10 protein-coding genes are annotated in these 12,669 nt (G+C 73.7%); 4 read left to right on the top strand and 6 right to left on the bottom strand.

The annotated features are described in order from the left end of the window. Positions 1-136 precede the first annotated feature (136 nt). A complete protein-coding gene (locus ACZ6Y7_RS36570; RefSeq protein WP_465762284.1) occupies positions 137-1,501 on the bottom strand; it encodes a M20/M25/M40 family metallo-hydrolase in 1,365 nt (454 codons plus the stop codon). A gap of 394 nt (positions 1,502-1,895) precedes the next feature. Here ACZ6Y7_RS36570 and ACZ6Y7_RS36565 point away from each other — a divergent pair, with 394 nt between their 5' ends. Beyond that, positions 1,896-3,101, top strand: a complete 1,206-nt coding sequence (locus ACZ6Y7_RS36565; RefSeq protein WP_465762296.1) for a geranylgeranyl reductase family protein — start codon at positions 1,896-1,898, stop codon at positions 3,099-3,101. 153 nt (positions 3,102-3,254) lie between these two features. Here ACZ6Y7_RS36565 and ACZ6Y7_RS36560 read toward each other — a convergent pair whose 3' ends face one another. Further along, positions 3,255-5,558 carry a glycosyl hydrolase family 18 protein gene (locus ACZ6Y7_RS36560; protein WP_465762283.1) on the bottom strand — a complete coding sequence of 768 codons (2,304 nt, stop codon included), beginning with the start codon at positions 5,556-5,558 and terminating at the stop codon, positions 3,255-3,257. Positions 5,559-5,822: 264 nt separating this feature from the next. Beyond that, positions 5,823-6,812 (bottom strand): ArsR/SmtB family transcription factor, encoded by a 990-nt coding sequence (locus ACZ6Y7_RS36555; protein WP_465762282.1) that lies wholly within the window; start codon positions 6,810-6,812, stop codon positions 5,823-5,825. Positions 6,813-7,097: 285 nt separating this feature from the next. Between ACZ6Y7_RS36555 and ACZ6Y7_RS36550 the strand changes: the two genes are divergently transcribed. Continuing rightward, the gene (locus ACZ6Y7_RS36550) at positions 7,098-8,393 is read left to right on the top strand and encodes an MFS transporter (RefSeq protein ID WP_465762281.1); all 1,296 of its coding nucleotides are present in this window, start codon (positions 7,098-7,100) and stop codon (positions 8,391-8,393) included. Positions 8,394-8,430: 37 nt separating this feature from the next. Here the strand turns inward: ACZ6Y7_RS36550 and ACZ6Y7_RS36545 are convergent, their stop codons facing one another. Together ACZ6Y7_RS36545 and ACZ6Y7_RS36540 are read right to left on the bottom strand one after the other, a co-directional pair. Then, positions 8,431-8,835 (bottom strand): RidA family protein, encoded by a 405-nt coding sequence (locus ACZ6Y7_RS36545; protein WP_465762280.1) that lies wholly within the window; start codon positions 8,833-8,835, stop codon positions 8,431-8,433. A 223-nt stretch (positions 8,836-9,058) separates the two neighbouring features. Next, a complete protein-coding gene (locus ACZ6Y7_RS36540) occupies positions 9,059-9,688 on the bottom strand; it encodes an ATP-grasp domain-containing protein (RefSeq protein WP_465762279.1) in 630 nt (209 codons plus the stop codon). A 184-nt stretch (positions 9,689-9,872) separates the two neighbouring features. Here ACZ6Y7_RS36540 and ACZ6Y7_RS36535 point away from each other — a divergent pair, with 184 nt between their 5' ends. After that, positions 9,873-10,646 carry an enoyl-CoA hydratase family protein gene (locus ACZ6Y7_RS36535; RefSeq protein ID WP_465762278.1) on the top strand — a complete coding sequence of 258 codons (774 nt, stop codon included), beginning with the start codon at positions 9,873-9,875 and terminating at the stop codon, positions 10,644-10,646. 69 nt (positions 10,647-10,715) lie between these two features. Here ACZ6Y7_RS36535 and ACZ6Y7_RS36530 read toward each other — a convergent pair whose 3' ends face one another. Continuing rightward, a complete protein-coding gene (locus ACZ6Y7_RS36530; protein WP_465762277.1) occupies positions 10,716-11,486 on the bottom strand; it encodes a maleylpyruvate isomerase family mycothiol-dependent enzyme in 771 nt (256 codons plus the stop codon). A gap of 348 nt (positions 11,487-11,834) precedes the next feature. On the opposite strand from ACZ6Y7_RS36530, the gene ACZ6Y7_RS36525 reads away from it, so the two are divergent. Next, a complete protein-coding gene (locus ACZ6Y7_RS36525; RefSeq protein WP_465762276.1) occupies positions 11,835-12,596 on the top strand; it encodes an acyltransferase in 762 nt (253 codons plus the stop codon). Positions 12,597-12,669: the final 73 nt, after the last annotated feature.

Below are 12,669 nucleotides of genomic sequence, written 5' to 3'. Positions count from 1 at the left end.
GGTGTTGTTGCGGGGTGGGTGTGGGGTGAGTGTTGGGCCCTGTGGGCTCTGAGGTTATGGCAATGCCCACCCGTCGGGGGCGCGGCGGGCGGCCGGGGCCGGGGGCCGCGAGCGGCAGCCCCCGGCCCGAGGTCCGTCAGGCGGAACGCAGCTCGGCGTAGCGGCGGAGGAACAGCGCCTCGCTCAGGGCCATCAGCTCCAGCTCCCGCGGGTCGACGCTCTCGTTGACCGCGTGGATCTGGGTGGTCGGCTCCTCGACGCCGATCAGCACGATCTCGGCCTGCGGGTAGAGCGAGCGCAGCGTGTTGCAGAGCGGGATCGAGCCGCCCTCGCCGGAGGAGACCATCGCGGTGCCGAACGCCTCGGCCATGGCCGCGCCCATCGCCTCGTACGCCGGGCCGGTGGTGTCGGCGAGGAACGCGGCGCCGTTGCCCTGGCGCTCGACGGTCAGCTTGGCGCCGAGCGGGACCTGCGCCTCCAGGTGGGCGACCAGCGCGTCCTGGGCGGCGGCGGAGTCCATGCCCGGCGGGACGCGCAGGCTGACCAGGGCCTTGGCGGCGGCCTGGACGGAGGAGGTGGCGCCGATCACCGGCGGGGCGTCGATGCCGAGGACGGTGACGGACGGGCGGGCCCAGAGGCGGTCGGCGACCGTACCGGTGCCGGTCAGGGAGACGCCGTCGAGCACCTTGGCGTCGGCGCGGAACTTCTCCTCCGGGTACTGCACGCCCTCCCAGGTCTGGTCGGCGCTCAACCCGGCGACCGCGACGTCGCCGTTCTCGTCGTGCAGCGAGGCCAGCACCCGGACCAGGGACTGCAGCGCGTCCGGGGCGGCACCGCCGAACGCACCGGAGTGCAGGTTGCCGGCCAGGGTGGTGATCGAGACCTCGACCACGGTCATGCCGCGCAGCGAGGTGGTCACCGTGGGCAGGCCGGGGGCGAAGTTGCCGGCGTCGCCGATGACGATGACGTCGGCGGCGAGCAGCTCGGGGTGCGCCTCGGCGTAGCGCTCCAGGCCACCGGTGCCCTGCTCCTCCGAGCCCTCGACGATGATCTTCAGACTGACCGGGTAGGTGTCCCCGTACACCTGGCGCAGCGCCCGCAGGGCGGTCAGGTGCATCAGGATGTTGCCCTTGCAGTCGGCGGCGCCGCGCCCGTACCAGCGGCCGTCACGCTCGGTCAGCTCGAAGGCGGGGCTGAGCCAGGCGTCCTCGTCGAGCGGGGGCTGGACGTCGTAGTGCGAGTAGAGCAGGACGGTCGGGGCGCCCTCGGGGCCGGGCAGCTCGCCGTAGACGGACTGGGTGCCGTCCGGGGTGTCGAGCAGCTGGAGGTTGGTCAGGCCCTCGGCGGCGAAGGCGTCGGCGACCCAGCGTGCGGCCTTCTCGCACTCCTCGGCCGGGAACTGGCGCGGGTCGGCGACCGACGGGAAGGCGACCAGCTCGGCGAGGTCGGTGCGGGCACGGTCCATCAGGGACCGGACGGCGTCGGCCAGGGGCTGTGACATCGGGGCTCCGAGTGGGGTGGGCTCGCCGGCGGGGTGCCGCGGGCGGCGGGGGCGGTCGGGGTACCGCCGATCATAGGCGGCGCGGAATCGGGAGCCCCGTGGGGCCGGGTGCTCCGGCCGGGCGGGCGGGCGCTGCGGCCGGGCGCTGCGCTCGCCGGGGGAGGGGAAGGGGGGTCGCCGGTGGAGCGCGGGGGTGCGGGGCTGTGGAGGTTCCGAGACGCGCGGGCGTGGCCGTGGTGGTGCGGCGTCCGCCGGGGCGGGCGGACGCATAGGATTGCTCGACGTGACTGACTCCGGAAGCTCCGATTCCCGTAGCCCGCTCGGCAGCCCGCTCGGCAGCCCGCTCGACGAGACGGCTCCGGCCCTCGACGACGCGGCCTCGACGGTCGACGACGTGGCCGCGCAGGTCGACGACGCGGCCGCGCCGCCGGACGGCGTCTGGGACGTCGTGGTGGTCGGCGCCGGACCTGCGGGTTCCTCGGCCGCGTACGCCGCCGCCGTCCAGGGCCGCCGGGTCCTGCTGCTCGACAAGGCCGAGCACCCCCGCTACAAGACCTGCGGCGGCGGCATCATCGGCCCCTCCCGGGACAGCCTGCCGCCGGACTTCCGGCTGCCGCTGCAGGACCGGGTGCACGCCGTCACCTTCGCGTACGACGGGCGGTACACCCGGACGCAGCGCTCCCGGCGGATGCTGTTCGGCCTGGTCAACCGGGACGAGTTCGACCTGCGCCTGGTGCAGGCGGCCAAGACGGCCGGGGCGGTGCTGGTCACCGGAGTGACCGTCACCGGGGTCGAGCAGCGCGGCGGCGAGCATCGGACCGCGCTGGTGACGGCCGCCGACGGGCGCACCTTCGAGGCCCGCGCGGTGGTCGGCGCGGACGGCAGCGCGAGCCGGATCGCCCGGCACGTCGGCGTCACCTTCGACCAGATCGACCTCGGCCTGGAGGCGGAGATCCCGGTGCCGCCGCAGGTCGCCGCCGACTGGGCGGGCCGGATCCACCTCGACTGGGGCCCGCTGCCCGGCAGTTACGGCTGGGTGTTCCCGAAGACCGAGACCAGCAGCCTGACCGTCGGCGTCATCTCGGCGCGCGGCGACGGCGAGCGCACCAAGCAGTACCTGGCCGACTACATCCGTCGACTGGGCCTGTCCGGGTTCACCCCCAGGGTGGAATCCGGGCACCTGACCCGGTGCCGGGCCGAGGACTCGCCGCTCTCCCGCGGCCGGGTGCTGGTCGCGGGCGACGCGGCCGGACTGCTGGAGCCGTGGACCCGTGAGGGCATCTCGTACGCGCTGCGTTCGGGCCGGCTGGCCGGGGAATGGGCGGTCAAGGTCGCCGAGGCGGGCGACGCGGCGGCGGTGCGGCGCGAGGCGCTGAACTACGCGTTCGCGATCAAGGCCGGGCTGGGCGTGGAGATGCGGGCGGGCAAGCAGCTGCTCGGCGCCTTCGAGCGGCGGCCGTACCTGTTCCACGCGGCGGTCTGCCTGGTGCCGGCGGCCTGGCGGGCCTTCGCCCGGACCACCCAGGGACACACCACCTTCTCCCAGGTGCTGCGGCAGTACCGGGCGGCACGGAAGCTGACGTCGATCGCTTCGCGGTAGGCGCGCGGGGTGTCGGGTCGCGGGTGCGGGGCCGGTCTTCCTCCACGAGCTTCCTCCACGAGGGAGGGGGAGCACCGGCCCCGCACCTGTCAGTCTCGGGACTCCTCGCCGGTCACCGGGACCGGTTCGGTCCTGGGCCCGGGCCGGTCCGCGTCACGCCAGACCGGTGTCGAGTGCGGTCATGAGCGTGCCGGACGGGGTGTCGCCGGACATCTCCCAGATCATGCCGCCGAGCAGGTTCCTCGACTTGAGGTAGGCCGCCTTCTGGGCGATCGACCAGGCGTCGTCGAAGGTCCACCACTGGCCGCCGTTTCCCGTGTAGCCGTACGTGGCAACGGACTTGGCGTCGTGGTAGACGGTGAGGGCGGGGACGCCGCTGATCAGGTTCTGGTACCCGCGCGTCCCGGCCTCCTCGGCGAACTGGCCCGGTGCTGCGCCGGTCGCGGACTGCCAGACGCCCTTCGCCCCGCCGTCCGCGACGCCCTGCCAGCCGCGTCCGTAGAACGGGAAGCCGATGGTCAGTTTGCGCGGGTTGACTCCGGCGGCGAGGTAGGTCTGGACGGCCGCGTCGACGCTGAAGTGGACGGTGTACGGGTCGCTCGGGTCCGGGTAGAGATTGGCCTGGTGGCCGGTGCGGGCGGGCTCCCAGGAGTTGTCGCTGCCCGAGCCGTGGAAGTCGTAGCCCTGGACGTTGGCGATGTCCAGCGAGCCGAAGATCCTGCCCAGGTCCCAGCCGGCGGCGACCTTCGCCGGGTCGGCCGGGGTGAAGGCGGTGAGCAGCTTGTGCGAGCCGCCCAACGCGTCGAGCTGCTTGCGGAATTCGGCGAGCAGCAGGGTCAGGTTGGCCTTGTCGTTGTTGCTCCAGTGGTTGCCGGCGTGGCCGTCGTTCGAGCCGGGCCACTCCCAGTCCAGGTCGAACCCGTCGAAGATGCCCGCCGCCACGCCGTCGCCGCCGGCACCGCTGTAGACCGGCAGGTTGCCCTTGATCCAGGTGTCGACGCAGGACTTGACGAACTTCTGACGGGAGGCGTCGGTGGCGGCGACGTCGGAGAAGTACTTGGAGTACGTCCACCCGCCGAGCGAGACGACCACCTTCAGGTTCGGGTACTTGGCCTTCAGCTTCTTCAACTGGTTGAAGTTGCCGCGGAGTTTGCCCCACCCGTCGTCGGCCACGCCGTCCACGGACTGGGCGGCGCTCATCGGGCGGGCGTAGTCGGCGTCGGCGTCACCGGCCCCGGTGCCCTGGTCGGGGTCCTGCGGGTCGGCGGTGGTGCCCTTGGTGACGCCCGCGAGGCAGGTCAGGTTGACCGGATCGATGTTCTCGAAGGCGTAGTTGATGACGTCGAGCTTGGCGGCGCTGCCCGAGGTGTCGAGGTTCTTGACGAAGTACTGGCGGCCGTAGATGCCCCACTGGACGAAGTAGCCGACCCGGGCGTACTTCCCGGCGCCCACCAGGTCGGAGGTGGTCACGGTGAGCGGGGCGGAGGCGGGTGAGGCGTTGTCGGCGGCGTCGCGGGCCTTCACGGTGAAGGTGTAGGCGGTGGACGGCGAGAGGCCGGAGACCGTCGCGGTCAGCGTCCTCCCGGTGACCGTCGCGGCGAGCGTGCCGCCCTGGTAGACGTCGTACGCGGCGACCCGGACGTTGTCCGTCGCGGCGTTCCAGGCGAGCGTCACGTCCGTCGGACCGACCGCGGTGGTACGGAGGTTGGCCGGCGCGGTGGGCGGGACGGGGTCGGTGGCCGGGTCGAAGGTGGTAGTGGTGACCGGCGCGCTGAGCGGGCCGGTGTTGCCGCGGCCGTCCTTGGCGCGGACGGTCAGGGTGTACGAGGTGGCCGGGGTGAGACCGCTGACCAGGGCGTTGGCGGTCGTGCTGGAGGCGAGGACGGTGCTGCCGTTCAGCACGTCGTACGAGGCGACCGGATAGTCGCCGGCGGTGGCGGCCGGCCAGCTGAGGGCGAGCGTGTGGGCGGTGGACTCGGTGACCGTCGGGGCACCCGGCGCGGACGGCGGGACGTCGGGGGTGCCGTCGCACTTGTCGCCGTTGATACGGCAGTTGAGCGGAATGGAGACCGGGCCGGTGCCGACGAACCAGAAGCTGTACGGCTCGGTGGTGCTGTGGGCGTTGACGGTGGAGTTGTAGAACGCGGCGGTCGCCGTGACGTGCCGGCCGCTGACGGTGGCGGTGCCGTTGTAGGTGTTGCCGAGGGTGACGCCGGCGGGGAGGTCGAACTCCAGGGTCCAGCCGGACACGGCGGTCGCGTTGTCGTTGTGGACGATGTAGGTGCCTTGCCACCAGGAGCCGTTGTCGGTGGTGGTGAAGGTCGCGGTGAGTCTGCCGGCGGCGTTCGCCGGAGCGGCCAGCGCGGTGAGCGCGGCCGGCGGGAGGAGCAGGACGCTGAGCGCCGCGAGCAGTCTGCTGCGCAGGCGCGGGCGTCCGGCTCGGGATCGAGCGGACATGGTTCTCCCTGTGACTGTGGGGGGTTGGGACAGGGGGCCGTAGAACCGGGTGGTGATCCGTGCGCGATCGGTGCCCCGGCCGTGGGGGGCGAGGGCATGGGCACTGTAGGAGGACTGGACCAATGCGTCAACAGGTCTGTACCAGTGGAGGTGGCCGGGTGAGGGCGGGCGGAGAAGTAACAGATGACAGATTTCATCATCTGTCATCTGTCATCTGTCATCTGTTCTCTGTTCTGTTGGGTGCCAGCTGTCGGTGGTCGCTTGTCAGTTGTTCGCGCCCGTCAGCGCGTCCCCGAGCGGGCTGCGCCGGTAGAGCACCGAGCGGCCGTGCCGGGCGCGGGTGACCAGGCCGGTGGCGGCGAGGACGGACAGGTGCTGGCTGACCGCGCCGGGGGTGACGCCGAGGCGGTAGGCGAGGTCGGTGGTGGAGGCCGGTTCGGCCAGCAGTGCCAGCAGCCGGGCCTTCGGCGCGCCGACCAGTGCCCGCACGGCTCGCGTCGGCACCGGCGTGCCCCGCCCGGCCATCCCCGCCTGTCCGCGTGCCGGGTAACTGATCTGCGGCGCCCGGGCGTTGCTGATCATCGTGATCGCACCGCGGACGAAGAAGGTCGGGCAGAGCACGAGACCGCGCCCCTCCACCGGGGTCTCCACGTCCCCGTCGGCCCAGTGCCGGTTGATCGACAGGACGCCGTTCTCCCAGTGGAGCCGGTGGTCGAGGTCGGCGAAGAGGACGGCGGCGCCGTGCTGGGCGAGCAGTCGGGCGCGGTAGACCAGGTCGGCCTCCAGGACCGCGCGGGCCTGCGGCCACCAGGCGGGCGCGAGGCAGACCTCCCAGTACTCCTCCAGCGCGTCGGCGATCCGCGCCAGTAGCCTCTCCGGGGCGGCCAGTCCGGCGGAGAGTGCGGCGGGAAGTGGGCCGTTGTGCGGGCGGAAGGTCTGTTCCAGCTCGTCACGCAGCTCTTCCGGTGGCAGCGCGCGGACGATCGCGAGCTCGGAGTGGAAGTCGGGGGAGGGGGACGTCGGGCGAGGGGTCAGGAAGTCCGGGACCCAGCGGTTCCGGGCGACCAGCGAGAGCAGCAGCGGGCGCGAGGCCAGCTGCTCGAAGGCGGGCCGGAGCTGTTCGAAGGCCTGCGCTTGGAGCCAGTAGACACCCGGGTGTGTCCACATCCGCAGACTGAGCACGGCCTCGTGGATCGGGGACAGGGCGAACGAGGTCGTGGCGAGGTCCGCCAGGCGGAGTGTGAACCGGTGCACGGGTGGCCTTCTGTGGGGATCCGAGGGGCTGAGGGCCTGACGGCCTGACGGCCTGAGGGCCTGAGAGCCTGACGGGCGGGCGAGTGGACGGGCGAGCGGGCAGGGGTGTCGGGCGTTGGATTCAGCCGGAGCCTAAAGGATTACCGGGACCGCTCCGGCCAGCGGTGGGATCGTCGTATGACCACTTCGACGGCGGAGTCCTCCGCACCTTCTTCCGCCCTGCCCGCGAACCCGCCTGACACCGGGGTCGTGCCCGCCCTGAGACGGCGTCTGCACCCTGACCCGATGGTCCGTCGGCTGGCCGGGATCACCCTGGTCAACACGGTGGGCAGCGGCCTGTCCCTCTCCGTCGCGGTGCTGTTCTTCACCCGGGTGCTGGGCCTGAGCGCCGCGCAGCTGGGCCTCGGGATGACCGCCGCCGGGCTGTGCGGGGTCCTCGCCAGTGTGCCGGCCGGCCGGGCCGCCGACCGCTGGGGCGCCCGGCGGGTGCTGGTGGTGCTGGTGTCGGTCCAGGCCGTCGCCACCGCCGGATACGTGCTGGTCGACGGCTATCCGTCGTTCGTCGCGCTCGCCTGCCTGGTCTCCGCCGTCGACCGGGGCTCCGCCGCCGTCCGGAACGCGCTCTACGCCGAGGCCCTGCCCGCCGACCGCCGGGTGGCGGGCAGGGCCCACCTGCGGGTGGTGACGAACGTCGGGCTCTGTCTGGGGACGGCCCTCGGCGCGATCGCGCTCCAACTGGACAGCCGGCCGGTCTACCTGACGGCGATCCTGGCGGACGCCACCTCGTACGTGGCCGTCGCGGTGCTGTTCCACCGCCTCGCCGTCCCGCGGCGGCCGTCGGTGGTGGTCGGGGCGGATGCGACCGAGCCGCCCGCGGTCGGCCCGGGAGCGGATGAGCCGGCGGCGGGGAGCACGGTCGCGGAGCCGTCGGACCCCTCCGGCAAGGGCGTCAAGCTGGGCCGACGCCGGAACCCGGCACTGCGGGACGGGCCGTTCCTGGCCGTGACCGTGCTGAACGCCGTGCTCTGCCTGCAGTTCGCCGTCCTGGAGGTCGGCGTGCCGTTGTGGATCGTGCAGGAGACCGAGGCGCCGCGGATCACCGTCGCCGGCACCCTGATCGTCAACACCATGCTGGTGATCACCCTGCAGCTGCGCGCCACCCGGGGCACCGAGGAGCGGACGGGGGCCGTCCGGGCCTGCGGGCGCGCCGGGGTGGTGCTCGCGGCGTCCTGCCTGGTCGTCTCGCTGGCGCACGGCCTGCCCGCGGTCCTCGCAGCCGCAGTGGTGCTCGGCGGGGTCGCCCTGCAGTCGGTCGGCGAGGTGGTCGGGCAGGCGGGCGGCTGGGCGCTCAGCTACGACCTCGCGGGCGAGCGCGACCACGGTGCCTACCAGGGCGTGTTCAACGCGGGGACGGCGGCGGCCCTGATGGCCGGTCCGGGGCTGGTCAGCACCCTGGTCATCGGTTACGGGACGGTCGGCTGGATCATCCTGGGCGCGGTGCTGGCGGGTGCCGGGCTGGCGATGCGTCCCGCCGTCCGGTGGGCCGGGCGCCGGGACGCGGGCCGCCTCGGGGCGGCGTGAGACCGGACGCCCCGGTGCCCCGGAAGGAGGTCGGAACCTACTCGGGGAGGATCGCCAGTGCCTCGATCTCGATCAACACCTCGGGCTTGAACAGCGCCGCCACCTGCATGGCGGAGGCGGCCGGCAGCGGCAGCGACCCCAGGTACTCGTCGCGGGCCTCCCGGATGGCCGAGAGGTACTCGATGTCGGTCATGAAGAAGGTGAACTTCACGACGTGCTCGAATCCGGCCCCGGCGGCGGCCAGACAACGGCGCAGGTTCTCGAAGACCTGCCGCGCCTGCGCCTTCGGGTCGCCCGCGCCGACCAGGTTCCGCTGCTCGTCGAAGGCGACCTGACCGGAGACCTGGACCAGCCGCCCGGTGCCGGTGACGACGTGGGTGTAGCCGGTGCCGGGCGCGACCCCGGGAGGCTCGGTGATGTGGGTGAGGTGAGAACTGCTCATGGCGCGGATCCTGGGCCATGATCCACCGATGCCGCAAGCCCAGGCCCCGGCAGACCGGCAGAACGGCCAGGCTGGCAGACCGGCAGGCCAGCAGACCGGCAGACCGGCAGACCGGCAGGCCGGCAGACGGGGAGACCCGGGGACCGGGAGACGGGGAGACCTGGGGGCCGGGAGACGGGGAGACCGACCGGCCGTCCGCCGGGGACGAACCGCCCGACCGGTGTCAGCGCACCACTTCGGGCAGGTCACGCAGGAACGGGCGGTCGCCCGCCGGGAGTCGGGAGGCCGGTCCGCCCGCGCGCAGCACCACGTCGAGGACGGCATCCGGGTCGGCAGCGTAACCGCCGCTGGCCCAGGCCGCGTTGGCCTCGACCACGGCCCAACGGCCGTCCTCCGTCCGCCCGATGTCCACCACGGTGGCGCTCGGCAGTGGCGCGGCGGCCGCGGCGGCGGCCAGGACGTCGCGGGCGAACGCGAGCACCTCGGCGCTCTCCGCCACGGTCACCGCCCAGGGGGGTGCGGGTGTTCCGGCGGACGCCCCGGGCGTCGACAGAGGTGCGACGGACAGGTCACCGTCCACCGCGTAGCGCGAGCCGGCCCGCACCTCGCCGTCCAGCACGAACAGCCGGTACTCCGCGACGAACCGCACCACCTCGCTCACCAGGACCGGCGTGTCCCCGTCCAGCACCCCGCCGCACACGTGCACCGGCGCGCCGATCAGCTCCTGCGGGGCCAGCCAGGACGACGCGACGGACGCCCGCAGACCGCGACGCCCGGCGGCGGTGCGCAGCTGGAGGCCCGTCTCGTTGATGCGCGGCGCGAGCAGCAGGACGGGGGTGTCGTCGGTGGCCATGGCGACGATGCTGCCGTGGGCGCACCTGCGGTGACCACAGGTTTTCGGCCCGGGGACGGGGGTGGGGGCGGTTGGCTCTGGCCGAGCGGCGGGTGGGCGTGCCAGAGTCGTGCGGGCGCGGTCCGGGCACCCCGGTCCGCGCCCCGCAGTCCGACCCACCCTCAGCCGGAAGGCAGGCCCGCCGATGACCAGCGCAGAGCCCCTCGTCCGCGTCAGCACCGCCGACGCCGTCACCACGCTCACCCTCGACTCGCCGCACAACCGCAACGCGCTCTCCACCCGCCTGATGGCCGAGCTGCACGCCGGACTCGCGGCGGCCGCGGCCGACCCGGAGGTCCGCGCCGTGGTGCTCGGGCACACCGGCAAGGTGTTCTGCGCGGGCGCGGACCTCTCCGAGGCGACCGGCGCGGACCCGACGGTCGGGCCGCGCGGCCTGGTCGAGCTGCAGCGGGCGATCGTGGACTGCACCAAGCCGGTGATCGCCGTCATCGACGGGCACGTACGGGCGGGCGGACTCGGGCTGGTGGGCGCCGCCGACCTCGCGGTCGCCGGACCGGCCTCGACCTTCGCCTTCACCGAGGTCCGGCTCGGCCTGGCGCCCGCGGTCATCTCCCTGCCGCTGCGCCCCAAGCTGGAGCCGCGCGCCGCCTCCCGCTACTACCTCACCGGCGAGGTCTTCGATGCCGCCGAGGCCGCCCGGATCGGCCTGATCACCAGCGCGACCGAGTCCGCCGAGGACACCGGTGTGGTGCTGAAGGGACTGCTGGACGCGCTGCGCCAGGGCTCCCCGCAGGGGCTGGCGGAGTCGAAGCGGCTGGCCAACGCGGACGTCGTGCGTTCCTTCGAGCGTGACGCCGACGAGCTCGTGCAGCTGTCGGCGCGGCTGTTCGGCTCGGCGGAGGCGCAGGAGGGCATGCGGGCGTTCCTGGAGAAGCGTCCCGCGCCCTGGGTGCGCTGACCGTCCGAACTCCCGGGGCGTGAGCGGGGGGTGTGCCCGGTGCCATGACACCGCTGGGCTCCCGGGGCGTCACGACCAGCGGATCGTCGCCTCGCCGCGCCACAGGGCGAGCAGGTCCCGGTCGCCGGTGGTCTCGACGGCCCGGGCCTGCTCGGCGGGCAGCCGGTTCCAGAGCAGCAGGTAGAGGTCACGGGCCGGGCCGGTGAGGGTCAGGTCGGCCGGTTCGGGGCTGTCGTCCGTGCTGACGGTCATCGGCTCCCGGGTGATCGTCATGCGCCAGGAGCCGGTGCCGTCGGTGGCCCGGACCTGGACGGTGCGCGGGCGGTCGCTGCGCACGGTGGCCCGGCTCCGGGTCATGAAGCCGCGCAGCAGTTCGTCGATGCCGTCCAGGGCGAGCAGGGTGTCCGCGGCGGGTCCGGGCTTTCCGGCGGCCGCGTCGGCGTCGTGCCGGTGGACGGCCGTCTCGTGCGCCTGTCGACGGGCCCAGAACGCCAGCGGGCTGGGCGCGGGCAGGAAGCTCCAGCACTCGACGTCGGCCGGGGCCTCGCTGAGCGCGTCCACCAGGGCGGCGTGTCCCTCGCGGACCCAGTCGAGCAGCCCGGTGTCCGAGGGCACGGGCCCGACGACGGCGTCCGCACCGGCGTCGTCCAGCGGTGTCCGCAGACCGCGGGACGGGACGGCGGTGGCCCAGCGGTGGACGTAGCCGACGTGCCGCAGCAGATCGGCCAGTTGCCAGTCCGGGCAGGTCGGTACGGGGGCGGACAGCTCGGTACGGGCGGCGGCCTCGGCGAGCCGGGCGCCCTCGCGCCGCAGCGCGTCGATGTGCTCGGTGATCTCCATGGGCGGAGTCTTCCATCGCGGGCGCCCGGCGGTCGCGGATTTCGGACACGCCTTCGATCGGGCACGTCTTCGAAAGGTCGGACGGGGGGCGGTTGGAGGGAAGCGCGTGGGCCCGGCCGGTGCTCGTCCCGGCGGTGTCCCGTACGGCGGGCGGGGTGAGATCCGGGGCGGGGGCGGGGGCAGGGACGGGATGGGGGCGGGGACGGGGACGGGGAGGGGATGGGGGCGGGGACGGAATCGGGGCCGGAGCCGTGCCCGGGGAGGGCGGGGCCGCTGGGGCTGGTGGGACCAGTGTGATGTTGGCCGCCCGGCGGCCGGGCCCGAGCTACGGGCCGGTAACGTGAGCGCATGCCGATATCCCGTTCCCTCGTCTCCGCCGTCCGGGCAGGTGGCCGCCGTGCCGCCGGACGCCTCGTCCACCGGGGCTGGCGCTGGGTGCAGCGGAACGGCGCGGTCACCAACCGGAGCCCGGGCCCGTACCGGTTCGGCGAGCTGGGGGACGGTACGACGCTGGCCTTTCCGCTCGGGGCGGTGTTCAACGAGCAGTGGATCACCATCGGGCCGTTCTCGATCATCGGTGAGCGAGTCACCATCAGCGCGGGCTTCCTGCCCGGCCTCGACCTCGGGCCCGAGCCGATCGTGCGGATCGGCGGAGGCTGCGTGATCGGCCGGGACAGCCACATCGTCGGCCACCAGTCGATCGTGCTCGGCGACGACGTGTGGACCGGCCCTGGCGTCTACATCTCCGATCAGGCGCACGAGTACCGGGCCACCGACCTGCCGATCGGCAAGCAGTGGCCGCGCAACGAACCGGTGGAGATCGGCGCGGGCAGCTGGATCGGCACCGGCGCGGTGATCCTGCCGGGGGCGCGGATCGGCCGCAACGTGGTGGTCGCGGCGGGCGCGGTGGTGCGCGGCGAGGTGCCCGACCACAGCGTGATCGCCGGGGCACCGGCCAAGGTGGTCCGGCGCTGGACCGAGGAGGACGGCTGGCAGCCGCCGCTGCGCCACGACGCACCGCAGCCGGTGCCGGAGGGTGTGACGGCGGAGCAGCTGCGGGCCCTGGTCGGGTGGGACCTGCGGTTGCCGGGGGAGCGGGAGCGGGACTGACGTTCGTTCCCCGGGCCGTTCGTCCGTCGGGCCGTTTATTCGTCGCGCTGTTCGTCCGTCGGACCGTTCGTCC

This window comes from Kitasatospora sp. NPDC053308 (assembly GCF_055585785.1).
Note: the sequence above shows the minus strand (reverse complement) of the source record. Positions and strands in the feature narration are given on the sequence as shown.